General features: G+C 36.3%; 29 protein-coding genes. 10 read left to right on the top strand and 19 right to left on the bottom strand.

What is annotated here, in order from left to right; genetic code table 11:
• Positions 1-91: 91 nt before the first annotated feature.
• From ACIPUA_RS09330 to ACIPUA_RS09310, 5 genes are all read right to left on the bottom strand, one after another.
• Complete coding sequence (locus ACIPUA_RS09330) at positions 92-979, bottom strand: MurR/RpiR family transcriptional regulator (protein ID WP_048607391.1); 888 nt, start codon at positions 977-979, stop codon at positions 92-94.
• A 192-nt stretch (positions 980-1171) separates the two neighbouring features.
• Positions 1172-1645, bottom strand: a complete 474-nt coding sequence (gene nanQ, locus ACIPUA_RS09325; protein ID WP_048607389.1) for an N-acetylneuraminate anomerase — start codon at positions 1643-1645, stop codon at positions 1172-1174.
• Positions 1646-1657: 12 nt separating this feature from the next.
• The gene (locus ACIPUA_RS09320; protein ID WP_042843484.1) at positions 1658-3148 is read right to left on the bottom strand and encodes a sodium:solute symporter; all 1491 of its coding nucleotides are present in this window, start codon (positions 3146-3148) and stop codon (positions 1658-1660) included.
• Between the two features lie 51 nt (positions 3149-3199).
• Positions 3200-4069, bottom strand: coding sequence for an N-acetylmannosamine kinase (gene nanK, locus ACIPUA_RS09315; RefSeq protein WP_048607387.1), 870 nt, complete (start codon positions 4067-4069; stop codon positions 3200-3202).
• Positions 4066-4764, bottom strand: coding sequence for an N-acetylmannosamine-6-phosphate 2-epimerase (locus ACIPUA_RS09310; protein WP_048607385.1), 699 nt, complete (start codon positions 4762-4764; stop codon positions 4066-4068). Before ACIPUA_RS09310 ends, nanK begins: the two co-directional genes overlap by 4 nt.
• Positions 4765-5526: 762 nt before the next feature.
• On the opposite strand from ACIPUA_RS09310, the gene ACIPUA_RS09305 reads away from it, so the two are divergent.
• Positions 5527-5943 carry a hypothetical protein gene (locus ACIPUA_RS09305; RefSeq protein WP_048607383.1) on the top strand — a complete coding sequence of 139 codons (417 nt, stop codon included), beginning with the start codon at positions 5527-5529 and terminating at the stop codon, positions 5941-5943.
• Between the two features lie 742 nt (positions 5944-6685).
• Here the strand turns inward: ACIPUA_RS09305 and ACIPUA_RS09300 are convergent.
• Both ACIPUA_RS09300 and ACIPUA_RS09295 read right to left on the bottom strand, forming a co-directional pair.
• Positions 6686-7000, bottom strand: coding sequence for a BON domain-containing protein (locus tag ACIPUA_RS09300; RefSeq protein WP_449059585.1), 315 nt, complete (start codon positions 6998-7000; stop codon positions 6686-6688).
• A 246-nt stretch (positions 7001-7246) separates the two neighbouring features.
• Positions 7247-7456, bottom strand: coding sequence for a hypothetical protein (locus tag ACIPUA_RS09295; RefSeq protein WP_042843491.1), 210 nt, complete (start codon positions 7454-7456; stop codon positions 7247-7249).
• Positions 7457-8385: 929 nt separating this feature from the next.
• Here ACIPUA_RS09295 and ACIPUA_RS09290 point away from each other — a divergent pair.
• Positions 8386-8775 (top strand): nuclear transport factor 2 family protein, encoded by a 390-nt coding sequence (locus tag ACIPUA_RS09290; protein ID WP_449059584.1) that lies wholly within the window; start codon positions 8386-8388, stop codon positions 8773-8775.
• Positions 8776-8843: 68 nt separating this feature from the next.
• Here ACIPUA_RS09290 and ACIPUA_RS09285 read toward each other — a convergent pair whose 3' ends face one another.
• Together ACIPUA_RS09285 and ACIPUA_RS09280 are read right to left on the bottom strand one after the other, a co-directional pair.
• On the bottom strand, positions 8844-9686 hold the full coding sequence (locus tag ACIPUA_RS09285; RefSeq protein WP_449059583.1) for an MBL fold metallo-hydrolase: 843 nt from the start codon (positions 9684-9686) through the stop codon (positions 8844-8846).
• Between the two features lie 201 nt (positions 9687-9887).
• Positions 9888-11540 carry a methyl-accepting chemotaxis protein gene (locus tag ACIPUA_RS09280; protein ID WP_449059582.1) on the bottom strand — a complete coding sequence of 551 codons (1653 nt, stop codon included), beginning with the start codon at positions 11538-11540 and terminating at the stop codon, positions 9888-9890.
• Positions 11541-11906: 366 nt separating this feature from the next.
• Between ACIPUA_RS09280 and ACIPUA_RS09275 the strand changes: the two genes are divergently transcribed.
• Entirely contained in the window at positions 11907-12245 is a 339-nt protein-coding gene (locus ACIPUA_RS09275; protein ID WP_042843497.1) for a GlpM family protein, read from the top strand.
• Between the two features lie 163 nt (positions 12246-12408).
• On the top strand, positions 12409-12807 hold the full coding sequence (locus ACIPUA_RS09270) for a hypothetical protein (protein ID WP_042843498.1): 399 nt from the start codon (positions 12409-12411) through the stop codon (positions 12805-12807).
• A 44-nt stretch (positions 12808-12851) separates the two neighbouring features.
• Here ACIPUA_RS09270 and ACIPUA_RS09265 read toward each other — a convergent pair whose 3' ends face one another.
• Both ACIPUA_RS09265 and ACIPUA_RS09260 read right to left on the bottom strand, forming a co-directional pair.
• Positions 12852-13634, bottom strand: coding sequence for a class I SAM-dependent methyltransferase (locus tag ACIPUA_RS09265; protein WP_071548155.1), 783 nt, complete (start codon positions 13632-13634; stop codon positions 12852-12854).
• An 87-nt stretch (positions 13635-13721) separates the two neighbouring features.
• On the bottom strand, positions 13722-14213 hold the full coding sequence (locus ACIPUA_RS09260; protein ID WP_042843500.1) for a hypothetical protein: 492 nt from the start codon (positions 14211-14213) through the stop codon (positions 13722-13724).
• A gap of 126 nt (positions 14214-14339) precedes the next feature.
• Between ACIPUA_RS09260 and ACIPUA_RS09255 the strand changes: the two genes are divergently transcribed.
• Entirely contained in the window at positions 14340-14684 is a 345-nt protein-coding gene (locus ACIPUA_RS09255; protein WP_042843501.1) for a DMT family protein, read from the top strand.
• A gap of 48 nt (positions 14685-14732) precedes the next feature.
• On the opposite strand, the gene ACIPUA_RS09250 is transcribed toward ACIPUA_RS09255, so the two are convergent.
• The 3 genes from ACIPUA_RS09250 to ACIPUA_RS09240 form a co-directional block, all read right to left on the bottom strand.
• The gene (locus tag ACIPUA_RS09250) at positions 14733-15884 is read right to left on the bottom strand and encodes a pyridoxal phosphate-dependent aminotransferase (RefSeq protein ID WP_449059581.1); all 1152 of its coding nucleotides are present in this window, start codon (positions 15882-15884) and stop codon (positions 14733-14735) included.
• A 306-nt stretch (positions 15885-16190) separates the two neighbouring features.
• Complete coding sequence (locus ACIPUA_RS09245; RefSeq protein ID WP_042843503.1) at positions 16191-16535, bottom strand: hypothetical protein; 345 nt, start codon at positions 16533-16535, stop codon at positions 16191-16193.
• Positions 16536-16732: 197 nt separating this feature from the next.
• Positions 16733-16957 carry a HEAT repeat domain-containing protein gene (locus tag ACIPUA_RS09240; protein WP_042844310.1) on the bottom strand — a complete coding sequence of 75 codons (225 nt, stop codon included), beginning with the start codon at positions 16955-16957 and terminating at the stop codon, positions 16733-16735.
• Between the two features lie 293 nt (positions 16958-17250).
• Here ACIPUA_RS09240 and ACIPUA_RS09235 point away from each other — a divergent pair, with 293 nt between their 5' ends.
• Positions 17251-17628 (top strand): hypothetical protein, encoded by a 378-nt coding sequence (locus ACIPUA_RS09235; protein WP_042843504.1) that lies wholly within the window; start codon positions 17251-17253, stop codon positions 17626-17628.
• 50 nt (positions 17629-17678) lie between these two features.
• Here ACIPUA_RS09235 and ACIPUA_RS09230 read toward each other — a convergent pair whose 3' ends face one another.
• On the bottom strand, positions 17679-18050 hold the full coding sequence (locus ACIPUA_RS09230; protein ID WP_042843505.1) for a hypothetical protein: 372 nt from the start codon (positions 18048-18050) through the stop codon (positions 17679-17681).
• Between the two features lie 387 nt (positions 18051-18437).
• Positions 18438-18686, bottom strand: coding sequence for a DinI-like family protein (locus ACIPUA_RS09225; protein WP_042843506.1), 249 nt, complete (start codon positions 18684-18686; stop codon positions 18438-18440).
• 584 nt (positions 18687-19270) lie between these two features.
• Between ACIPUA_RS09225 and ACIPUA_RS09220 the strand changes: the two genes are divergently transcribed.
• Entirely contained in the window at positions 19271-20731 is a 1461-nt protein-coding gene (locus ACIPUA_RS09220; protein WP_449059580.1) for an alanine/glycine:cation symporter family protein, read from the top strand.
• 183 nt (positions 20732-20914) lie between these two features.
• Complete coding sequence (gene yddG, locus ACIPUA_RS09215; protein WP_042843509.1) at positions 20915-21808, top strand: aromatic amino acid DMT transporter YddG; 894 nt, start codon at positions 20915-20917, stop codon at positions 21806-21808.
• Positions 21809-21871: 63 nt separating this feature from the next.
• On the opposite strand, the gene yidA is transcribed toward yddG, so the two are convergent.
• Together yidA and ACIPUA_RS09205 are read right to left on the bottom strand one after the other, a co-directional pair.
• On the bottom strand, positions 21872-22684 hold the full coding sequence (gene yidA / locus ACIPUA_RS09210) for a sugar-phosphatase (protein WP_048607371.1): 813 nt from the start codon (positions 22682-22684) through the stop codon (positions 21872-21874).
• Positions 22685-22919: 235 nt separating this feature from the next.
• On the bottom strand, positions 22920-23303 hold the full coding sequence (locus ACIPUA_RS09205) for a helix-turn-helix domain-containing protein (protein ID WP_042843512.1): 384 nt from the start codon (positions 23301-23303) through the stop codon (positions 22920-22922).
• A gap of 333 nt (positions 23304-23636) precedes the next feature.
• On the opposite strand from ACIPUA_RS09205, the gene mgrB reads away from it, so the two are divergent.
• Together mgrB and ACIPUA_RS09195 are read left to right on the top strand one after the other, a co-directional pair.
• Positions 23637-23783 carry a PhoP/PhoQ regulator MgrB gene (gene mgrB, locus ACIPUA_RS09200; protein WP_042843513.1) on the top strand — a complete coding sequence of 49 codons (147 nt, stop codon included), beginning with the start codon at positions 23637-23639 and terminating at the stop codon, positions 23781-23783.
• Between the two features lie 230 nt (positions 23784-24013).
• A complete protein-coding gene (locus tag ACIPUA_RS09195; RefSeq protein ID WP_042843515.1) occupies positions 24014-25396 on the top strand; it encodes an amino acid permease in 1383 nt (460 codons plus the stop codon).
• A gap of 86 nt (positions 25397-25482) precedes the next feature.
• Here ACIPUA_RS09195 and pagP read toward each other — a convergent pair whose 3' ends face one another.
• Positions 25483-26058: a lipid IV(A) palmitoyltransferase PagP gene (pagP, locus tag ACIPUA_RS09190; RefSeq protein WP_042843516.1), complete on the bottom strand. Its 576-nt coding sequence runs from the start codon at positions 26056-26058 to the stop codon at positions 25483-25485.
• Between the last annotated feature and the right edge of the window lie 47 nt (positions 26059-26105).

Here is a 26105-nt window from a genome sequence, read left to right as displayed (position 1 = left end):
CAATAACGAAATTCGCGTTGAAGGAAGATAAAAATGAAAGTGTGATCTTTAGCTGATTTCTGTTGAAAACCGATAAAAATGCATATTGAATTTAGGCAGAATTAATGCTCTTTAATGCATTGAGTGTCCGTAGTTTTTGTTCTTTTACCATATCAGGCTGAGCTTGAACAAGTAGGGTATACAATAAATCTAAAACAAACAATTGCGCCGTTTTTGTACCAATGGAGTCACCTTGTAATTTCCCTTGGCGATTACCATTAATCAAATGGTAATCAGCATATTCCATAATTTGTGATCCTAAATTATGTGTTAGTGCAATTGTGCATGCTCCTGCTTGTTGTGCAAGTTTTAATGCATGAACGGTTTCTGGAGAATTACCCGAATGGCTAATACCAATGGCGATATCACCTGGTTTTAAGAGGGACGCTTGCATATACATAAAATGGTTATTGGTAGCTGCATCAACACGATAGCCAATACGCATTAGCTTGTTTTTCAGATCTTCTGCGGTGATCCCCGAGGAGCCGACACCACAAATAAAAATATAATTTGACGAAAGCAATGCATTTACTGCCCCCTGTACTTGTTTTATATCAAGTAAATTCAAGGTCTCTGACAGCACGTTGTTGATAGTTGCTTGTAATTTTAAACCAATAGTGTGGATGTCATCTTGCTCACTCACTTCTGCATCCAAAATTGGCGATTCTTCACTATCTGATGTCGCCATTTCTATCGCTAAGTCCATTTTAAAGTCTTGGAAGCCTTTATAACCAAGAACACGACAAAAACGTACAACAGTGGCTTCACCTGCTTTTGTCGCTTGGGAAAGTTGAGCTATGGAAAATTGTGTCGTTTCAACAGGGTGAGACAAGATGTAATCAGCAATGCGCTGAGAAACACGCGTCAGGCTATTTTTCATCGCCCCTAACGTATCGAGTATTTTACCCGGTTTCAGTTTGGAAGCTGCCTGTGTTGTCATGTAAATTACCCTTGGTTGCAGAAGAGAGAGGTGAGACAAATTCTGCGAATAAGAGTACCAATTATAATCAGTTAAAAAAAGCCCTTAGTTTACAATTATGTGATGATGATAAAAACACTTTACTCTAAGAGTATTAATAGACAACTGATTGATACATTAGAAATAAAGTGTTTTCGTTAAAAGCAGACTAAATTAGTTTGCTAATGTATTTAAGCGTACTTTGATAACTGCTTTCTTTACGGTGCTTTTTCCTCTTTTTGAAGTAATACCCGGTTTATGTGGTTCATAAGGCATAAAAATGACAAACATATTTGGTACTAACGATACTGTTTGGCAATATTCGATTGTATCAGCCAGTTGATAGTCATCCGCATCATTATAAGGTGTTACATTTTTAGCGGAATTTTGTATTCCATAATCTATTACTTCGTCACCGGATAGTAATATTTGCACGTCAATATAATGATGATGTAATTCAGCACTCTTTTGTTCACGGCCTTGGGTTTCGAATGTCATTACATTGACAAATGCATTATCACCATCAATAGGGTAGCTTCCCGGTTCTAAAGATGCAGGATTGAGTGCTAATGTTTTTTCGATTAGGTTGCGTAGGACTGAGTTTATTTCAGTCATTGTTGCCACATCGGATACATGACCAAACAACATAAGTAACTCCTATTAATTTTCGTGAATTTCACTATCATCTAGTGACACTTGTTTCGCAGCTGAGAAAAATGGCGCCGTAACCGCCCCCACAATAACCACTGACATTGCACCGATCACGCCATAGAAGAAAAAGTTAAGGTCACTAGCATAACGTGTCGCCAATACCGCAATGATACTTACAATAATACCTGCAGCTGCACTGCCTGCATTCGCTCTTTTAATAAAAATACCTAGCATAAACAGCCCTGTCATGGGACCACCCATTAACCCAATTAGACTATTAAATGCATCCCATATTTCAGACTCATCAGATAAAACTAACCAAATAGTCGCTAAGCTGCTAAATACACCTGCAATAATAATTACCAACCTAGCAATTTTCATTTTCTGTTCAGCAAGGCGCTCAACTTTACTTAGGCGAATATAAATATCGGAATTAAAACAACTTGAAATACTATTTAAGCTACTGGATATACTCGATTGTGCGGCGGCAAAGATAGCTGCGATAATTAGCCCTGAAATACCGATAGGCATCTCTGTGACAATAAATAAGGGCAAAATTCCACCAGTATTAAAACCTTCAGGTAATAAGCTTGGGTTTTGTTTGTAATAGACAAATAGGGCTGAGCCAATGGCAAAGAAAAAAATAGGAACAATAGCAACTAATTTAGCATTAGTAATTAAAGTGCGTTTTGTTTGCTCAATAGAATCAGTAACAATGTAGCGTTGGACTACATCCTGACTTGCAGTAAATTGTTGAATATTTGCAAATAAAAAACCTATCATTAAAACTGGAATAGTACTGTCAGTCCAGCTCCATCGTAATTGTGCATCAGGGAAAAATTTATCGGCTTGAGCAGTTGCAGTATATATTTCACTTATCCCACCATCGACTTTAAAACAGATCACAATAAAGATTAAAACAGCACCGGCAGAGAGTAATAGCCCTTGGATAACATCAGTCCAAATAACACCTTCTATGCCGCCCATCCATGTATAAATAATACATAATAGGCTAATAAGGACAACTAATATAATAGGGTCAATCCCAATAAAAGGACGTAGTGCAAGTACAGTTAAATAAGTGATAATTGCAATTCGACCTATATGGAATAACATAAAGGATAAACTAGCAAATAAACGACTGCGTATATCAAAACGTGCTTCTAAATATTCATAAGCAGAAGTTATTTTTAATTTCCGAAAAAAAGGAATATAAAAATAAAATACTAAGGGCAAGATGGCGATTGCTAAATATTGACCAATAATAAAAGTCCAGTCTGAGGTATAAGCTTTTGCTGGAATTGACATAAAGGTAATTGAACTCAGAGTGGTTGCAAAAACAGAAACCCCAGCAGCCCAACCTGGAACTCGGCCACCTGCACGGAAATAATCATCTGCTGTTTTTTGGCGTTTTGAAAAATAAACACCAACAAGTAGCATTGCTGCTAAATAACCAAACAGTACTGCATAATTAACGAAACCAAAATCATGTAATTGCATTTTTTAGTCCTGCCATATGTAAGGTAGTAGGTAAAATGTACGACAGTTTTTTTATTGTTCTCTAGCCCAGAGAGCTGCGCCCCAAAGCCCTGCATTATGATGATAGTGGGCTGGTAAAACCGGTACTTGTAGCGCAGAAGGTTGCTGTGCAATAGTTGTTTGAATCAGTTCAATATAGCCATTAGCTAACCCAACACTACCGCCAAGAACAACGCAGTCGGCATCTGTTATTGCTTTAATATCTACAATTAAATTAGCGATGGTATTTGCTGAACGTTGAATAATTTCTTTTGCTTGTTTATTTCCCTGGTGATAGGCAGTAAAAATAGCTTTGGCATCATGACCAGCAAGTTCATCGATAGCTTGTGAAGCGATTGCACGACCAGAAGCGATGGCTTCAACACACCCATAACGCCCACACCCACAAATAGGTCCGTAGGGGTCTGCAATGGTATGGCCTAGGTGGCCTGCAACACCTCGCTTTCCGAGTTGAAGTTTCCCTTGTTGAATAAGCCCACCACCAACACCGGTTGATACGGTAATAAATGCCATATCGGAGATGGTTTCATGACGATAATGATATTCAGCCCATGCAGCAGCTTGAGCATCATTTAGTATCCAGCAGGGTAAACCAGTTAATGTGGAAAGTGTTTGTTTCAAATGAAAATCTTTTAAGCCACCTAAATTAGCAGGATTCAATGCGGTCAATATACCGCCACAAATGATCCCTGTTGAAGCTACAGCAACAGCATCAGCATGCGCTTTAAGTGGTGAGGTTATGAGCTTTAATGCTTCATATAGTTGTCGTGGTGAAGTGCTAGCAGGAGTCGTTATTTGAGTATGTTGTGTGAGTTGGTTATTTGGGTTAATTAATGCAGCCGAAATTTTTGTTCCTCCAATATCAATCGATAATATATTCATTTCACCAACTCCTGCTGTAATTTTAATGCCTGAGTAAACCAACTACAGACGTGCTCAAGGCGAGTTAATGCCGAACCGACAGTGACAGCCCAAGCCCCAGCATGCATGCCTCTCGCTGCAATAATTGGCGTGTTATAGCGGCCTTCAGCAATGACACGGCAGCCGTTTTCAGCTAAGGCTGTGACTAGCTGTAAGTCAGGTAATTTGGGAGGTTCTCCGCCAGTGTAGCCTGACATAGTTGAACCGATAAATTCTGTACCTAATGCATGGCAATACATCCCTTCATTGAAATTTGAGCAATCGGCCATCGCTAATTTACCTAAGTGATGTATGCGAGCGAGTAATTCATTGACAGGAACTGGTCGTAGACGGTCGGTGCCATCAAAAGCAATGATATCAGCACCTTCTAGCGCTAAGGCATCGACATCACTTAACCACGGGGTGATCCTTATAGGGCTATCCAGTAAATCACGTTTTACAATACCTATAATTGGAACATCAATAAGCGGGCGAGTGGCTTTTAGGTTTTTTATACCTTCGATTCGTACTGCGATAGCACCGGCATTTACTGCAGCTTGAGCCATTGCGGCCACAATTTCAGGCTTGTTCATTGGGCTATTATCAACAGGCTGACAAGATACAATTAGCCCACCTTTTTCTTGAATATCTTTAGTCATTTTTTCAATTAAGACCATATTGAGCTCACTTTTGTGAAATTTAACTCCGATTGATGTTATTTTATGGAGTTAAGTTTCTCAAATGAAAGAGTCGTAATCTGTGAATAAGATCAAATATTAATCCGGAATAATAAGCTCAAGATAAATAACCCAATAAATGAGAAATACATTATTTGGCTTATATTTCAATATGTTTTATGTGTTAAGGCAATACAACAACCCTTTACCATTGCGTATTTTAAATTGAAATAATACACAGTTGTATTCGGTAGGTGGCTTCTAGGTAGCGATATAACCATATAAAGATATAACGTGAGAATTGAGGTTAACAACGTAATGTATGCTCACGAATATCAATTGAAAGCGTTAAACATTGACGAAATTTTAGTTGTTTAGATAAGAAAAATAACTTCACTTATAGCTTGCGTGAAACTAGGGCTGGGGTTAAACCAACAGTTCTAGTCATCGCTTAGGTTCCTAGAATACAGCGATTTAATAGCTTAATTTTTACTCACAACACATGCTGTATTTTTGAAAGGTATAATAACCTAGCTTTATGACAAGTTTAACAGGATGTCGAACAGTTATAACATTTGAAGAAAAACCAATACTACTCATAATAGTATTGGTTTTTAATTAATTATTATATTTAACAATAATTGTTACATTTAATATGGATATTGGGTCGTCAATATAGTCAGTGAAACCTAGCTTAAAATAAAAGTTTTGCTATTCTATTCATATTCTCACTGTTATTTAATTAGAAGTTAGGAAAGTAGGATGAAATTTAAGCTTGGTAAGGTATCTATATTAAGGGCAATCATTATTATTTTTCTAATGGTGATATCATTTATTTTTGGTATATCAATGACTAAAACGATAAATTTTGACCCTATTGAACAGTCTAAAATCAATGTTGCTAACGTATTAGCATATCCAGATGCCGCTAACTTTAGGAATATGGAATATTTTTTCAGTAAAAAAACACAAAACGGGGGGCGTTTAGGCTATATCTGTGGTGAGGTTTTTATGTTTAATAATGATGATCTACCAGATGGGTTTAAACGTTTTGTTGTCAAAGTATATGAGCCACCTAAGGGGTTAATTCTTCTATCTTTTCCTATTATAGAGGGTGGTGATGATGCCTTACTATCTGAACGAATTGATGATGTCTGGAAACTATTTTGCCATGCGTAAATGCGCCATTTTACCTCTTAATTTAGGGGGTAGGAGACAGCTTATGGTTCTAAGTTCTGAGAAAAAGTCGTATCTTGTTAAATTTAGCGTCTATTTATTGTTTATCATTCAAGCAAAAATATAACAAGGCTCATTTGTAGGCTGGGGGAGAGAAACTCTCTGGAAAAGATGAGAAACCGGTATATTACAAACTAAAAATGGTTCCCTAGGATGGGATGGGTTATTGAACCAAAGAAATAGGGCGAAAATAAGCTTATAATCGTTATGAACAATCTTAAATTTGCATTATAATATCTAGATATATTTTTTATAATGGATGCAGTTTAGTGAAAAATGTTGGTAAATTTCTTGGTTTTATGGTTGTACTGCAGTATTCTTTGACTGCTGTCGTTATTTCACTATCCGCATTACTAATACAAAATTGGTTTTTTTTGTAATGTTAGAATAGGTTTATACCCTATTTATATTAAGAATATAATTTACCTGCCTATTTTTGCCCCCATTGAGGGGGAAGGTCTTAGCAAAATAGACTTAGACTTAGATATTGAATGAGTTTGCTGGGGTTCCTTCATATGAAGGATAGTGGTTTTATTAATGAGATAGTTCTAAAGTTTAGGCGATAATACATAAAAGTTAGCGATAATAAATATAGGTTTTATCTTTGTGTCTCTCATATTTGCTCATTAAATATGAATACGATATCAATAAATGCCTCTTTAAAAGAGGCATTTATTGTTTGTAATTAGCGAATTTTCATAGAGTTAATAACAGATTGTACCCCAGCAACTTTTCTTGTTGTTTCAATCGCTTTATTGACATCTGCTTGAGAGTTAACAAAACCACTGAGTTGGACTTGCCCTTTAAATGTTTCTACACTAATTTGCGTTGACTTTAAGTTTTTTTCAGCAAGTAAAGCTGATTTTACCTTTGTGGTTATGACCGTATCATCAATATAGCCGCCAGTGCCTTCACTTTTAGACGATGGTGCACAAGCTGTTAATGTAATGCCCATAAAGATAACGACCAGTATAGATGACATTGCTTTGAAGGCTTTCATATCAACTTCCCCTTATCAGTAAGTAACATCAGTTTTGCATTGGTTTTGATGTGATACAGAGTAAATGTACAACACTTTATACTTTTGTTAAAACTAAGAACACCGATAACATTGTTAAATATAATTGATGACTATAATTATGGCAAAATTTCATGAGAATTTTTTATGTTTTTGATTACAGTAAACTAATATATTAATATTTTATATTTGTTGATCAGTTTATAGTTATCAATGTCAAGGAGTAAGCTAACCATTGGAGCAGTGTTCAAAACTATGCTTAGCCTGTTTAATAGCATGTTTTTCTATATCCCTTAATGTTAAATTCATGGTATCCAACCCCTTGATATCTATTTTGAAACTATGAGTTGAGTTGTCATCCCCAATTAACGTTATGTTTAAACCAACAATTTTTGTGTTTTCTCCACAAATATTTATTTGTGTTAGGTTAAAACGCATGAGTTCACCTTTTTTATAATATAGCTTGATTATTTAATTATTACTTAAATAATCTACGTTAAGTAAACTTGTATTTCCTTAACAAAGGGTTAGATATTGTAACAAAAAGGAGGGGAGAATTAAAATAAGTACGAAAAAACAAGTTTTACACTGTATGGATAACACCATTTACGGGTGGCTGAATACCAATTTTTTGGTAACGGTTACTATTGGCTATTTTGATTATAAAGAGCATATAAACGTAAATTAGGTTTTATCGGCTGTTGCGTTACTTTTAATGGTGCAAGCAATAGAGCTTGGAAACTATCTATGCATAATATTCCTCCTTGATGATTTTTGCATTTAACGCGTTGGTAAGTTATCTAACTTACCAAGAACAATGGCATATCCGAGATATCTAATATTAAATTGCGGAGTACCTAGCTTGCTTACGCTGAGGGCGTTAGCTAAAAATAGTTACTAATTAACTAGATACAAAATGAGACTAAAGGGGGGATAAGGAGTGAAAAAAAGCCCCTGCAAGCAGGGGTATCTAATGGAAATGTAGATTTATAGTTATTGTTATAGCTGCCTATAGTTTAAATGGGCAACTACAAGATGATACCAGTGATTATGTTTTAAACCAAATTAGAGTATGTGTTTAGATAGAAAAAATTTTGGGGGGATAATTTAGGGAGATTAATGTTGCAAAAACCCGTATTGTGCTGTGCAGTCAACAATAAATGCGACAAATTGGCCGTTATTTTAATGATGATTACCGTGCTATTGTTACAATAGGTGAGTAATAGCAGAACGATTGTTAACAGGAAGGTTGTGGTTAAAATATTACATATGTCAGTATGAAAGTTAATAACTCAGACTTTGGCTTGAAATGAAAAATAAAAGACCCATAACAATTAGGGAATAGCTTTTGTCACTAAGGAAAAATAATGAATAATATGCAACTAGTAAAACAAGCATTGAATGCAGTATTGGGAGAAGATATTGGTTCAAGGCCTGTTGCTCAAAAATACTTTTCAGATGAATATATCCAAATTGTTGATGGTAAAAAAATTAATTTTAATGAGTTTATCGCGCATTTACAGGTACTGAAACAGGCAACTCAGTCTATAACTATAACCATTAAATCGATAGCGGAAGGGGAAAATTGTGTACATACCCAGCATTTAGCAAAAGCGATTAAAAAAGATGGTTCAGTTAGCGAGTTCGAAGTATTTGCCTGTTTCCAGATTGCTAATAATAAGATCATACGTTGTGAAGAATTAACAAGAATGCTAAAAGGTGCCGGTGCAGACCAAGATTTAGGCTCAAGAACTTAACATTGATTATTTAAATACAAAATAAAGCTCAGTTTAAAAACTGAGCTTTATAAATTCTATGTATGCGATTAACTAGGGTAGGTTAGTTGTAACCCTGCGCCAACTTCTTGAACAGCAGCATATTGGGCTAGGTGTATTTTTGCATTGAGGTCAGTGCAGTGGCATGGGTGAATGTGCATTAAATCTTGCTGATTAAAGTAATTTCCGGTGCATTCTAAAACTTCTTTCGAGGCTTGTTGTAGATGGAACCCTCCGATTACAGTAACTATTTTATTAATCCCTGTTACCTTTTTAGCGTACTCTGTAATATTACAAATTCCTGAGTGGGAACAGCCTGTTATCACAATCAGTCCTTCACTTGTTTTGATAGCAAGTGCAGTGTCATCAAGGACATAGTCATCAACCTCGTTGTTATCATTATCGAGGGTGGTTCCAATGGGCTCTTGCCCTTCAAAGTTATTTTCCCGAGGGATTTGCCCTAAAAACACGATATTGTTTGAAAGGTAATAAGGTTCAGTCGTTTCAATACAATCAAAATAGGCAGATAAAATATCTTTTGGAGTATTCGCTCCAATCACTTTGGACTGAAATTTTTTTTGTATAAGTGCATCAGGATGGTAAATAAGCTGTTTCGTTTGCTGTGCTTCAATATTACGGCGGTCAAAATGTTGGATTAGGTGCCCTAAGCCCCATGTATGGTCATTATGCCCATGGGAAAGTACAAGATCAGTAATATTAGCAAGGTCGATATTTAAAATGTGTGCATTATCAATAAAGATGTTGGAATAGCCAGTGTCGAATAATATTTTTTTTCCATCGGCTTCGATATGGTAACAAACGCCGGGCTCCCCGCAAAAATAACTATCGATTAAGGTATTGTTGTCGACAAGGACTGTAATTTTTATTGTCATCATTAGCTCATTGTTATTAGTTCAGAAGTCATCGGGATATGTTATATCAGATAAAAAGTAAAAAATATTCAATGACTACTAAATTGACGCTTAGAAAGTAAAGTATTAAAGAGGAGGAACTATGGATAGGTATTGTCAAGGAAATTGCCCTATAAAGAGCAATTTCCTTGATGGCTGCTATTGTAAATGGTTAAGTTTAGATTAGTCTTTTACCTCACTAACATCACTAGTTTCTAATTCTTCCCCATCTTTAGGCTCAGTATGGAAAATAGAAATAATTTCTTCCAGTAAATCAGATTGAGATTCTAAGGCTTTTAATGATGACTGTAATTCACGGGTCATTGAAGCATTAGCTTGTGTTGTACTATCTAGCTCGTTAATAGCTAAATGAATTTGGCTAACACCGTGAGTTTGTTCGTTGGAGGCGAGAGCAACGCTTTGGATCATTTCATTAATGTTCGATGTATCTTGGGCAATCGAAACGATATTGTCATTTGCATCGGCTGCTAATTGGAAACAATGATTAATTTTATCATTTGAATTATTAATCAAGAGTTTAATTTCTTTTGAAGCTTGAGTACAACTAATGGATAACTCACGCACTTCATTAGCAACCACAGCAAACCCTTTACCATGTTCACCTACTCGAGCAGCTTCAACTGCAGCATTCAAGGCTAATAAATTAGTTTGAAAGGCAATATTATCGATGGTGGAAGTGATTTTGCTAATCTCTTTAGAGAAATCGACGATATCATCCATATTTTCTACGACATCAGAAATCAGTTCATTACTTTTTTCAATTGTGACACTCGTCGCCGACATGAGCTGGCATGACTGGTTGGTATTAGCCGTATTTAATTTAAATGAGGAGTCCAGCTCTTCTACACTCGCCGCAGTTTCCACAATCGCAGCTGCTTGTTGGTCTGCACGAATGGAAAGGTCGTGATTCATTTGAGTAATATCACTCAGTTCAACTTTGATGTGGTGAGTGTTGTCATAAATATTTGTTACAATATCGACTAGCTTACTTTGCATGTTAGAAACATGCTGCTTTAATAGTTTTATTTCAAATAAGCCCCGATTATCAAAACTATGGTAGAGAATACCCTGACTTACTTTTTCAATACCATCAATAACTTGGTTTAATGGTCGAATAAAGAAAAACTGTAAAATAAACCGGATAAACAAGGTTACAAGGGTAATTATCGTCATGATGACTATTAGCCCTATGATGCTTTGTTTATACAGCTGTTCACTCGCTACAGCAATATCGTGATAGTTTGCATTTAATTGCTGATGGTAATTAATGTAGTTTTTTTCGAACGTATCTTGGAACCCTTGGGTGGGCTGATTTAAAAAATCATACGTTTTACCTTGTACTAAAAAGACCGAGAGCTCATTTAAGGCGGCATAGAGTTCTTTATAAGCCTTTTCTAATTCAGAATAAGCTTCACTATTTTTATAGAGAGAAGATGAGGAAAACGCTTTCCAGTAACTATCAGTCTCTACCATTTTTTTATGATAAAACTCAATAAGACTATCAATATCAGTATTGGATGTTTTCATCTTGTTGATGATAAGTAAATGTCGAGAACTGGCGCGGTTTAAGGTGTTTCTAGCTTGTAATAACGATTGCCATGTGTTGTTTAATTCTGTTTGTTCATTATAAATAGTATCGAGTTTAGTTAATGTGGTTTGATACTGCTTTAAAGAACTAAAGAAAAACCAGCAAGTTGAAAGCAATAGAATAATAAGAAGCCCTGAGATTAACCAAACAAGGGTAGTTGTTTTAAAACCGGATAAAGCAAATTTAGCTGAGCTAAATTTAGTTATTTTTGAAGTATCAGACATCATTAATTATTTCCTTTCATACCATCGAGTAGTATGTTTGCACACATACAAATTCCGACTTCTAAACATAACGTTGTTAACCTCGAGCATATTCAAGCAGTCCGATAGCTAAAAAGTTATATGTAGTCACGCGAAAGCATCAGGCGTAGGGACTAATTGAATGTATCGGCACCAATTCCGGATACTTTATATTCAACAATTTGACTTAGCTCATAAAATTGAATAAAAAATAAGTGTTTTTACGCATGCAGGAGGAGTGGTGTTACAAAAGGCAAATAATTTGTGCATTATTGGTAGCTAGAATGTAGTTATCATTCTTTTAATCGAAGATAATCACATTCTAAGCTTAATTTAACTTTTGAGTGTCTTATGTTGTCATTATTTTTTAAATGCATTTTAGGTGCTTTAGCGGTGCTAATTATTGCGTTATTATCTCGTAGTAAAATTTATTATATTGCTGGATTAGTTCCTTTATTTCCTACATTTGCCTTAATAGCTCATGTTATTGTGGTACAAGAACAAGGAACGGAAGCGCTAAAAAAAACAGCTTTATTTGGCTTATGGTCTCTCATCCCTTATGCAATGTACTTATTAACCGTGTATTTGTTTGCAACTAAAATGACGGCCTTGGCAAGCTTAAGTCTTGCTACGGTTGTATGGGTAATTACAGCGATAATATTAGTTTATATATGGCAACTTGCTCAGTGAATTATATTAAAAATAGCCACTAGGTTATTTAAATATATTGACATAAGGTTCCTATATTTAGTGTATTATGTGAAAAAAAGAATTCCATGATTTTAAGAGTCGCAAAATATTAAGGCTAAACTATAATGATATGCAGTGTTCTCCATAGAGCTTTAAGATAAAAATGTTATTAAGATCCTTAGTTTTACTATTAGTCGCTGGTTGTGCGTATATTGCGGGTATTATGACAGAACTCGCATTAGATCCTGAATTAGATACTGAAAGTCGAGTAAAAAGCTCTGTCGAGGATTTTCTTGCTTACCCATCAGCGGCAAATTATAAAAATGTTCAGTACTATGTATTAACAAAAAGTGATGAAGGGGACGAAACAGGTTATTACTGCGGTGAGGTTTTTGGCTTTGAGAATGAGCTACCTCATGGGTATAAAAGATTTATTATACGCTTACATAAAAATAGAGCTGGGAAGGTGATGGTATCCATTCCTTTCGTAGAAAAAACAGATGATATAATCCCCCCTGAACAATTTGAGGCAGTATGGGATAGATACTGCCATAGAGCTTAGCATCCTATTGCTCGTTAACGGTAAGTTAACGAGTTCTTATAAAGCTAATTTGTTTTGATGGCCAAAGTGGCTAAAAAAGTTGGCAAATAATTATCAATAACAAACCGTGGGTTGGGTTGCCAGTCTTCTTCAAAGCCCACAATATGAAAACCTACTTTCAGTTGCCCGCCAATTAAATCAGTTAATGAGTGACCAAAGACAAAAGCGTCTTGGTTAGCTTGTTTTTGTGCTATTTGTTCGGAGGATAAGGTGGCTAGCTCAGAAAATGGCATCTTATAGGATGGTTTAATAATACCTTGTTCATCGTAATGTTTATTTCGTTCTCCAACAAAAACTATTGGATTAAAGAAACTGGATAATAACCGGCCATTAGGTTTTAAAATGCGATAACACTCCTGCCAAACAGGTGTAACGTCCGGAATATACAGATTAGAGATGGGATGGAATATTATATCAAATGTTTCATTCGCAAAAATATCTAATGAGCGCATATCCCCTTGAACTGTTTTCAATGTTAAGTTATCTCTTTCGGCGACTTTTTGGTCTTTTTCAAGTTGCTTTTGAGATAAATCGAAAACAGTGACATCTGCCCCAGCAGCTGCTAATACAGGGGCCTGTTGCCCCCCTGCGGAGGCTAAACACAGGATCTTCTGACCATTAATATTGCCTAACCAAGTTTCATCAACGGGGCTAGGTGTAAGATGGACTTTCCATTTCCCTTGTTTAGCGTCATTAATAGTCTGTGAGTCAACAGGAGTTGACCAAGCTAATTGTAATTCTGCTTGTTTATCCCAAGCTTGTTGATTTGTAGTTATGATATCAATCATAAAGTGTACTCCAAAATACAATAATTTGTTCTAGTGTAATAGATAGACGGAAAAACTGAAACAAAAAAGTGTACCAATTAGTACAATTTAATTTCCTATTACGAGATAATAGTGCGTCCCCTGAAAGTCAAAACTGGCAACGTTATGCATACCTATTTTTAAATGTGCGGCAAGAGACCTGTGGTTAGCCGCATTGATGAAAGCCACAGGTTTTCCGGTATTGAAAGCACATATGTTGTCGTAAAGAGATTTGAGAATATTGTTTCCTCTATAATTAATATCAATACATACAGGGCCATAGAACCAATTGCCATTCATTAGCCCACTGTTTTGTTCAAGAATTAAATGGGCGATAGGGGGTAATGCGGTAGATGTGCTGGCAAAGCTAAATACAACGCCAATAATTTTTTCAGCGTCACGTGCAACAAATGTTGATAAGCTATTGGCATACATTGCACCCACTTTGGGTAATGGGTACTCCCCTAAAAGACCACCTTGCTGAGATTCGGCATTAGCTTGTAATAATATTGCAACTTCAGGGCAATCTGCTTGTGTCATTAATTCATATTTAATCTTCATTATTACCTCTAACAGGGGAAAATAGGTTTGGGCAGATGGAATAAACGCTTTGGGTGGGATAAGATTGTAATGTGATGTTATTCAACTCATAATAGCGGCCTCAAATTTCTGGCTTATTAAAATAGAATGCTAACTAAACTTTACCCCGTATTTTTACTTGTAATTTCAAATGTATTTATGATGTTTGCTTGGTATGGTCATTTGAAATTTACAACGAAGCCGTTGTATATAGTCATTTTTTTTAGTTGGTTAATTGCATTGGTAGAATATTGTTTCGCTGTACCAGCCAATCGGCTAGGGCATCAATATTATACTGCGGCTGAATTGAAAACGATGCAAGAGGTAATAACGCTCTGTGTTTTCGTTCTATTCTCAGTATTGTATTTGGGAGAAAGTTTTACGGTTAACCATGTGATTGGTTTTATTCTTATTTTTGCAGGAGCTTTTTTTATTTTTAAGGGGCCATTTTAATTAATAAAGTAATCGAAAGGCCCCATGAATCCGATAGGTGCTTAGTATTTAAACCCATCCTTTCTTATGAAATTGCTTTAATATAACAACAAATTGCAGCATTTCTTCTGGCGTTCCTAGAGTGAGCCGGTTCCACCCAATAATTGGAGGAAATTCGCGGCCAACCATCACATGAGCATCAGCCATACGTTGTTGATAAGTTTTCACATCACCGTTAACCTTATGAAAAATGAAATTGGCTTGTGAAGGCGCATATTCCAAACCTAATTCATTGAACGCTTTTTCTACTATCATGCGAGATGTGTTATTAGATTTAAGACTATGTGCGATAAATGGTTTATCTTTTAACGACGCTATAGCAGCAACAGCCCCTGCCGCATTGGTATTATCGATGGATAAAAACTCATCAACAGCAGCAATGGTCGCTGGGGAAGCGACACCATAACCAATTCTTAAGCCTGCTAAGGCGAATATTTTTGAAAATGTACGAGTGACAATTAAATTATTTTGATCTTTTTTTACTAATTCTATCGCGCTAGTAAAATTAGGGTCTTCAACATATTCTGCATAAGCTTCATCGACAATAAAAAATAAATTATCAGACTGACTATTCATCCACTTTTCGAGTTGATTGTGAGGTGTAATCATCGCAGTAGGGTTATTGGGATTGCAAATATAAACTATAGATAACCCTTCAAAATCTTTTGTGGCTTGCTCCATTTTCGCTAAGTCAAAAGCAAGCTCTGCGGTTAGCGGGATTTTCGTAACTTTCACACCCAGTGAAAGAGAGTAAAGTTCTGCATAATTAAAGGTTGGGTCCGGCGTCACTAGTTGAATTTTTATTCCACGTTGGTTGGCTCGGTTTGCTAACATTGCGACAGCAGCTTGGATAATTTCTGATGAGCCGTTACCAATACTGATGTGCTTGTCAGATAAACGGTAAAGTTCTGCAATATTAGTTAAGAGTTCAGCACGTGCGGCATCTGGATAACGAAATGCACCCGGTAGTGCGTTAATAACTGCCTCTCTAGCTTTTACTGACATGCCTAACGAATTTTCATTAAAATTAAGCAATAGTGGATGTTGTTCGTCAGGCAAAACAGGGCTATTTGTTTGTGCAATAGATTGATTTGAAAAAGCATTAATTGCAATGCTACCTGCAATCAATGAAGTTGATTTAAGAAATGAACGACGATCCATGATTATTCCCTGAAATTATTATTTTTGAATCTGTTAGGTTACTTAAAATCGTATTAAAGTAAATAATTATTTGCTTTTTTTGATTTTTTATTCACCTAGCAATTGAGGGAATGATCAGGTTTTATCTATATTGATAACGCACTTAAGTGTATAGCATTATGGCTGGCTTTTAGGGGCTCATGTTGGTAATGCAAATATAATTAATTATGTAGTTACGAATTGGCCCTCGTAGTGATAAAAATGCGGTGTGAACCACCGCAAATATTTCTAGTCGAGTTATATCAAGGGGTGGCTTGATATAAAACATTATTGGCCTTGGACTGGTGTATTGGGTGTGATTTCAATAACGGCGACTTTGACCATATATTGTTTCCCGTTTTCTCCTTTAGGGGCATCAACTGCAATTTTTTTCAGTGCTTCATCTGGCTGAGTTGTTTGGATAGCAGTTGAATATTGCATCATTCCTTGATAGCGACCGGTATTGTTAAATTGGCGAAAGTTATCACATGGTCTATTATTATATTGCTGTTGATTTTGATACCCACCACGGTGCCAAGAACCATTTCCGTAGCCATCCCCAGGGTACGCAAATGTAGAAAAACTAACAGCGATTAAACTTGCACTGATAATTAATGGTTTTAATATATTCATGGCTTATCTCCTTTGGAATATTTATTAATTATCATTCTGTCAATATATTTAATTAGTTCAATCGGATTTACTTATCTAAATGAATAAATCACTATTGTGACAATATTTTTCCATTATTTATTCACAATGAAAATATATTGTTAAAACAATTAAGTTAAAGTTAATGTTTTCATCGGGTAATTTTTGGTTTTTTTATTCTATTGTTTTTCATAGAAAAATTTTGCTAGCTTGCTGAGTGATATAATAGAGGCGACAGCAATATCTTTATTATAATCATCACATAAAACTAATAACCTATCGATTGCATCTTGTTGTTCAATTGAACATTTATAATCACCTAATGCAGTAATTGCTGCTATTTTAACATCATTGTTGTTACCGTAGGTTAAATCAACTAGATTTTTTACAATTTTTTCTTTCATAAATGACTTAGAAAATAATAAGTAGGGGTAACCAGTATAAAACTGAGAAGAAAAATATAAAATGTTTTTTTTATCAATACTAAATATAAAAATATTAATATGAAAAATATTAGTTCTGTCGATTAATTTTGGTGTATCTGAAAAGTGAGGAGTTTTTGTCATTATCTTTAAGGTTTTATCATACTTTTAACGGTATTGAGGGCAGTGAATATCAAAGGCTCAAATTGTTCACAAAAATTGATATGATGCATTTATAATATTCTCAAATGTCATAAATGAAGAAGGGTAGTACGTTGAAACGTATAAAAACAAAATTGTTGATTGTTCTGTTGTTAGCACTTGGTGTGTTTGGCTACCATTCTTATACCAGTATCGGGGATTCTGATGTTAAGAATGAGGCGCAACGTTTGGTTGAAGCGAAGCTGGGTAATGCAAGCAATATTGAGTTTAATGATGTTGAAATAATGCAAAAAGGTGAGTTTAAAGAGGGAGAAAACTACCGTGTGTGTGGGAAATATCATTTACCTTCACAAGAAAACCCTTTGCCGTTTGTCGCAAATGTTATCATCAAGGATGGGCGTTTTTCTGAACATGAACAGTTGATTATAAGTGAAACGCAGGAATTACAACTTTCAATAGAAAGATTGTGTTCTAAAAAAGAAACAGATTAACAAAAAAGAGCTCAAAGCGAAATTTGAGCTCTTTGACTTTAGCCTAGTAATTAAGACTTATTTAATAATAGCTCAGTTTGTAGTTTACAAGCTGAGATTGAATCGTTCAGTGATTTTTGAAAATCTGCTTCGTTAGCAAAATTAGATTTGTTACTGCGTATAGCATCAATGGCAGTGGCTAGGTTTTGACGAAGATCGGATTCAAGAGTTTCTAATTGCTTCAGATCTACATTCTCACTTTTCAATTTAGCAATAGTTGCTTGGGTTAATTCACTATTGGTTTTGTTAGTGCTGTATGCTTCACTTAGCGTTTGACCGGTGATTTCGCAATAATCATTGGCTAATTCGCTTATATTTAAAGGGGCATTTTCTGCCATAGCAAGGACTGGAGTCAGGCAAAAAGCCAGTAATAAACGCTTCATAATCATACCTCTATTTTGCACACGATGAATAGTAACTCTATACAGTATCAGCGAAATACTATAGCAGATTAGACCTAAAACGGGGGGTATTGATAACTTTATAGCATGATTTCATAAAAAAGAGCCAGTATAAATACTGGCCGCTATAATCAGCAAAAGCAATGTAAATGAAAATTACGTTATATACTTTAGCATATAACGATAAAAAATAAAGCGATTTACCATAATTTTAAAAAAGTTAAGGAGAAGTATGACCTTGATCAGACTTTAAACTGCGATAAGGGTAGGGGTGAGTTGAGGCTACACAAATTGAAATCAAAAAATTAACCAGCTGAACACTTTTGTTAAGGTTACAGCTGGCTATGTAATAAAAGGCTTATTGATCAATTATTGCTGTAACCAGTGCCCATGCTTTAAGACATCTTCAACAAGTTCATGCAGCACTATATGGACTTTATTATCATCGTGAAATCCATTAGTTTGGAAAGTTGTTGGCCCACTGTCGTGGGTGATCAGCAAATAACTACCAGGATATACTTCCAAAACCCGGGCTTTTAGCTCATCTGTAAAAGCTTGGTATGATTTTTCTGAGAGTTGAGATGTAGAGTCATCAGACAGCTTTATCGTAATTTCCATATGTTAACCTCTTGTCTAAAAAGCGAAATTTCAATCAGTTTATTGTTAACGCAAAGTATAATCAACTATCTTATTTAGATGATACGAATTGGTCTGGTTGTTCATTGGTTGGTTGATATGATTTATTAAATTTTGATTTTAGATTAAAAATAAATATAGCTTAACCGACTCGTTTAATTATAAGTAATCGTGTTAGCTGTTATTGTATTTAAATTCATTTCTTGCTAATAAGTTAGCGGGAGTTATTAATCTCATTAGTTATGCGATTAAAAAAAAAGCTAAAAATCAAACGTTTGATTTTCTGTAAGTCAAATAGAGGAGGGGTGTTTTATCTGTCTGTTTTAAAAGAATTTTGTTGCTATTTTCTCTAAAGAAATGAGTTCGGAATCTCCATTAATAGAAAATGAATGAATAATAAATCGAAAAAAAATTTACATTAAAGATAAAAAAATATAATTTCAAAAAACAAAAAGAAATATTTTATTTTATTTTTTGTTTTCTATTCTTTAATAATTATAAAGAGTAGATGCGTGCTAATTAGCAGCTAATTCTTCATTAGTTAATTTAATAAAAAGGAGAGCGATTTGATAGAACATATAAACACATTAACTAATTTTATTTGGGGTTATTTACTCATTTATTTACTGTTGGGAGCAGGGTTGTACTTTACTATTCGCTCAGGTTTTATCCAAATTAGGCATTTTAGGCATATGTTTGGGGTGTTAAAAAATAGTAAACAGACAGATAGTGCAGGTATTTCATCATTTCAAGCATTGTGTACCAGCCTAGCAGCCAGAGTCGGAACGGGCAATTTAACTGGGGTAGCAATCGCGCTAACCGCTGGTGGGCCAGGTGCTATTTTTTGGATGTGGGTTGTCGCATTGCTGGGGATGGCAACTTCATTTGTTGAATGTACTTTAGCTCAACTATATAAAACTAAAGATGACCAAGGTAATTACCGTGGGGGGCCTTCTTATTACATGCAAAAAGGGCTAAATCAGCGTTGGATGGGGGTATTGTTTTCAATTTTCCTCATTATTGCATTTGGTTTAGTTTTTAATGCAGTCCAAGCCAATTCTATTGCACAAGCAACGGCTGTTGCTTTCGATTTTAATCCTGTTTATGTCGGAATTGGTTTAGTTTTATTAAGCGGCGTTATTATTTTTGGTGGGTTAAAATCTATTGCTAAGGTCGCTGAATTAGTTGTTCCTGTTATGGCTACAGCTTATTTATTATTGGCATTTTGGGTTGTGGGGCACCACATAGAGCGGTTACCTGAAGTATTTATGTTGATTATTAGTAATGCATTTGGTCTACAAGAGGCGGCTGGTGGGGCGATTGGGTATGGTGTTGCTCAGGCTATGACTCAAGGTATTCAACGTGGGTTATTTTCGAATGAGGCAGGGATGGGGTCAGCACCAAATGCAGCTGCATCGGCGTCACCTTATCCCCCTCATCCTGCTTCGCAGGGCTATGTACAGATGCTCGGTGTTTTCATGGATACGATAGTGATTTGCAGCGCGACTGCGATTATTATCCTTTCTTCAGGGGTTCTCGATGGTGGTGTCGAAAAAATTAATGGCATCGAATTGACACAGTTAGCGCTGTCTTCAGCAGTCGGGAGTTGGGGAAGCACATTTATCGCGATTGCTATCTTCTTTTTCGCCTTTACTTCGATAATTGCAAATTATGCTTATGCAGAAAGTAACATGATTTTTCTAGAGAATAACCATACGGCTGGTTTGTTTATTTTCCGTTTGGCGGCATTGGGGATGGTGATGTTTGGTGCTCTTGCAGAAATGCCATTTATTTGGAAATTAGCCGATTTGTCAATGGGGCTGATGGCAATCACAAATTTGATCGCTATTCTTTTGTTATCGGGTATCGCATTTAAATTAGCAAAAGATTATAAGCAGCAATTAGCGGCGGGGAAAATACCCACTTTTGACATTAATCAGCACCCTGAGTTGAAAAAACAATTTGAAGAAGGAATTTGGGAAAAAGAACAGGTTGATAAATGGGTTGAAAAAGAATCTTCGCGTTAGTGGTTAAAGCTTCATTATGAAATTCTTAGGTGAGAAACCTAAGAATTTTTTTATGTACGATTAGAACGTAATACCAGTAAAAGATCTTGCATTATAATTCTTTGAGCTATAAGGTTTTTTAAAATATTAAGCGCCACCATTTTTGGTATAAAACATTTTTAGAACTAAATAGCTGGGAATATTATGAAGTTAAATCAGTATGCTGCAACGTTTTACGGGGTCATTTCTATCTTATTATGGAGTACGATGGTTGGGCTGATCCGCAGTGTAAGTGAAAACTTTGGTCCTGTTGGTGGTGTTGCACTCGTTTATACGATTGGCTCAATAGTGTTAGTTCTTGTAATGGGGGTACCAAAAATAAAGCAGTACCCTAAACGCTACTTATTTTGGGGAACGATACTATTTGTATGCTATGAGCTTTGTTTTGTTTTAGCGTTGGGGTTAGCAAACAGTCGACAACAAGCGATTGAGCTGGGTATGGTGAATTATTTATGGCCAAGTTTAACAATTGCTCTCGCAGTTTTTTTTAATCGGCAACGTTTCACTCTATTATTAGCGATTGGGCTAATTTTAGCCTGTATGGGGCTTGTTTGGGTTATTTCAGGGGACCAACCGCTTTCAATTAATGCTGTTCTTGCAAATATTCAAAGTAACCCCCTTTGTTACTTTTTAGCCTTTAGCGGGGCGATTATTTGGTCTTTTTATAGTAATGTGACTAAGCGCATTTCGGGGGGCAATAATGGCATGGTGCTATTTTTCATTTTGACCTCAATCGGCTTATGGGTGCTTTATTTTTTTAGCTCACCAACACCATTTATTATTACTAGCCAAAGTATTTCGCTTTTAGTCGTTGCCGCTATTGCAACAGGGGGAGCTAATGCCTTGTGGACACTGGCTGTGATTAAAGGCAATGTGGCATTTTTAGGAACACTTTCTTACTTTACTCCTGTTATTTCAACAGCTTTCGCTTCAGTATTATTGAGTACTGCATTGACATTCAGTTTTTGGCAGGGTGTTTTTATGGTCACAGTTGGTTCGATTGTCTGTTTTTGGGCGACCCGACAAAAGCGCGTATAGGAGCAGTAGCCCGCAGCGCTTGCGACGTGCGAGCGCTGGTAAAGCGAATGAATTCTAAGCTAGTTAGACATTAATAAACTTATTAATGGCGATAGCAACACCGTCTTCATCATTTGTATTTGTGACAAATTTTGCCATTTTCTGGATAGGCTCTAAAGCATTAGCCATCGCAACTGAAACACTTGCATATTGTAGCATTTGGATATCATTATTTTGATCGCCAATACTCATCACTTTGTCGGGTGTGATTCCTAATTTTTCGCAAATACATTGTAAGGCGGCACCTTTACTTGAGGTTTTTGTCGATATTTCAAGAAAGTAAGGGCTGGTTCGGATTAATGAATAACTATCAAACACATTCTCAGGGATATAGCTAATGCCGACTTCCAGTTTTTCTGGGTGGTCGATGATCATAAACTTGGTAAAAGCGAGCGAGTTATCCATCTCATTAACAGGGCTATATATCAGCGGTGTGTTGGTTAAATAAGCATCGGCAACAGTGTAATGGCTAATATGACGGTTTGTGGTAAACATACAGTTATCTGCGAGGGCATGCATGTGAACGCCGATATTTCTAGCCAGCTCTTCAAAATATTGGAAGTCATCAAAATCTAGCAGGTTTTCAATGAGGTGGCTGCCATCATTTGCTTGATGGATAACACTACCATTATTACTTATACAATAATTGTCAGAGCTATTTAAACCTAATTCTTTTAAGTATGGGAATATGCCAGAGAAAGGGCGGCCTGATGCTAAGACAATATGAACACCCTTTTGTTGTGCTTGCTTGATAGCGTCTTTTACTGCGGGAGATATTTGGTGCTGGGAATTAAGTAACGTGCCATCTAAATCAATGGCGACCAGTTTGATTGACATCCAATGCCTCCTAAAATTAGTACTTTTCTCCCAGTACCTTACTCCAATTATTTAGAATGTAAATTACCTAACTCGATGTAACAGGTGTGATCAAGAGTATAAGACCGCAAGAAGATACTGGCGAACAGAACACAAGATAATGTGACTGTTCAGAAAACCGATTGAAATGACAATGTTTTATGGCATTAAAACTAAAAATAGTAATAAGCTTTTAATTAATGCGATAAAAACATACTCACTCATAATCACCAGTTAAGTGCAACGGTTGTTTGACATCAAGCTGAATTTGTTCATTTTGCCTGAAATCAAACGGCGTAATGCCATACTCTTTACGGAACATGTACGTAAAATGGGATTGTGAACCAAAACCGAAATCCAAAGCGATATCGAAGATTGATTGGTTGCTGTTACGCAGTAAGTTAACCGCACCAGCAAGGCGGCGTTGGCGTATGTATTTACCTAGTGAAATCCCGGTGACTTCTTTGAAAATTTTTTGCATATGCCAAAGTGAATAGCCAGAGTAAGCCGCGAGTTCTTCTAAGTGGATCACGCGTCCTAAGTGTTCTTCTATCCATTTACTCAAAGCATAAACAAGAGCTAAGTGGTTATCTTGTGGCATCTTATATTATTTCTAGTTTTACGGTAGCAGAAGTATACACAACTTCATTTCACCATGACAAAGGCTGCTTGTGCGGTATTTCTCATTTTTTGGGCAAAAAAAGCACAATCAGAATAAGTTAACGGGCAATAGTACTTAAAATGAGCAAGATTTTTGTAAAAACAGGTTAATTGCTTATTTTCCTCAAATTTGTGACCGCAAATTAGAGTAGTATTCATTCTGCGAATGTATTGCAGCTAATGTAATTAGCACAGTCAATGATAAAGCGACCGCGCCTTACCATTGTAATCATTTGAAAAATAAAATCATCATTGATATTTGAAGGAATGTTAGGTGTTTGGTCGTAAAATATTTATTGCTATTATCGTCATCTTAAGTTGCCTTTTTCTCTATCTTTTAGCGATGGACAGCCTTTGCGATCAAGGAGGAGAAAACTTTATTTTTGGTATTTGCGGTGTAACTGACTTGTTACCATTTTGAATTTGCTTTTTAATGCACAATACTTGATATTGAGTCGGGATAATTTTCTGCCAGTATCGTTATGTAATACGATGAAAAATAAAAACAACTAATAACACCTCCTGATGGGCTGTATTAATGTGAAACAGAGCCAGAAGAATGTAGTGTTAATAAGAAAATTCAAATAAACTTGTACGATTATCATAATTTTGGACGATAAAAAGCAAGTAATAGGACGAAAGGGTAAAGTTATGGCGCAACAGCAACAGACGCTAAAGCGGGGATTAAAAAATAGGCATATCCAGTTGATTGCTTTGGGGGGCGCTGTTGGTACAGGGTTATTCCTCGGGATTGCAACAACAATTCAAATGGCAGGGCCATCTGTTTTACTTGGTTATGCATTATGTGGGTTTATTGCTTTTCTCATTATGCGTCAGTTGGGCGAAATGATAGTTCAGGAGCCTGTGGCAGGTTCATTTAGTCATTTCGCATTTAAATATTGGGGCGGTTTTGCAGGTTTTCTGTCTGGGTGGAATTATTGGGTGATGTTTATCCTCGTTGGGATGACTGAACTGACTGCCGCAGGGAAATATATGCAACATTGGTGGCCTGAATTACCTATTTGGGTGTCAGCCGCGGTATTTTTTATCGCAGTAAATGCCATCAATTTAGTGAATGTGCGTTCTTATGGTGAAACAGAGTTCTGGTTTGCGTTAATTAAAGTTATTGCTGTTATTGCCATGATCATCTTTGGTTGTTATTTATTATTAAGCGGTCATGGTGGGCCACAGGCGAAAGTCAGTAACTTGTGGGAGTACGGTGGTTTCTTCGCGAATGGCTTTAATGGGCTAATTATGGCTCTTGCGATTATCATGTTTTCGTTTGGTGGCTTGGAATTGGTGGGTATTACGGCTGCTGAAGCAGAAAACCCAGATAAAAGTATTCCCAAAGCGATCAATCAAGTGGTTTACCGTATATTGATTTTCTATATTGGGTCATTAGCGGTGTTGTTAGCGTTATACCCTTGGGTTGACCTTGACGGAAAGACTAGCCCATTTGTGTTAATTTTCCACGAGTTAGGTGATTTACTGGTCGCAAACTCGTTGAATGTCGTTATTTTAATAGCTGCACTCTCCGTGTATAACAGTGGAGCATATGCGACTAGCCGTATGTTGTATGGCTTAGCGCAGCAAAACAATGCGCCAAAATTCCTTTCAAAAGTGAATAAGGGTGGTGTCCCTGTTATGGCTCTACTTGTTTCTGGTATTGCAACTTCAGGTGGGATCTTAATTAACTTTCTGATGGAAGGTAAGGCTTTCGAATTATTGATGTCTCTGGTGGTAACCACATTGGTTCTTAATTGGATTATGATTTGTGTGTCAAACTTGAAGTTTAGAGCTGCAATGAATAAACAGGGCATTGAAACGAAGTTCAAAAGTATTTGGTATCCATTTGGTAATTACCTGTGCCTAGCCTTTTTGCTATTGATTCTAGGGATTATTTTGACGATGGATGGCTTACGTATTTCGGTATTAATTATTCCGTTGTGGATAGCCGTTCTATGGGTCGGTTACCAATTCTCTGGGGCTAAAAAGCAGGGGCTTGCTAAAAAACAACAAACAGAGCAAGCTTAGTTAATTGATTTATATATAAATGGCCGGCAGATAAAAATCTCCGGCCATTTTTTATGGTATCTCATCAGGTCACTAAAAAGGGTTAATTACCATTGCCAACGTAACCAAGCAAATAAGACGTTCCCGTTATTATAGGTCCCTGGGATATAAGTAGCTTGCAGTGAGAGCTTGTCATATTCCACTGACACTAAGGGAAGTGGCGCTGGGATGGGAATATAAAACATGTCCCGACGCGCCGTGACACTCAAGGTAAAACCAGCCCCCATGCGAAAACCATCTATGTCTCCAGGAACCCACATTTTTTGAAATGCATATCCAGCAATCGGTTCCCAGTCATTATGTGAATCTTTGAATGCCATTGCGTAGAGAGCATGCCAATCATTATCCTCATCATAACGATACTTACCCAGACCAAACCCCCAAGGCCTTTCGTTGTATTCGTCTGTTTTCTTTTTGTCATACATTGCACGGTTATGCCACGTGACGGCAGGAACATAGAGTTCATATTTATCGGAGTCCCATGTGTTACTCACGTTGTTGGTAAACTTGTTCCATAAGTTTGTTGATTGACCGTCGGCAATCGCGGGCGATGGTATGCTGATTGCAGCGCCTATAACGAATGATGCGCTTACCATAAATTGTATATTTTTATAAACTCTCATTGTAAATCCAGTTTTGTATCGCAGATATAATAATGACAATTAGCTCG

This window comes from Providencia sp. AGC89 (genome assembly GCF_053543535.1).
Note: the sequence above shows the minus strand (reverse complement) of the source record. Positions and strands in the feature narration are given on the sequence as shown.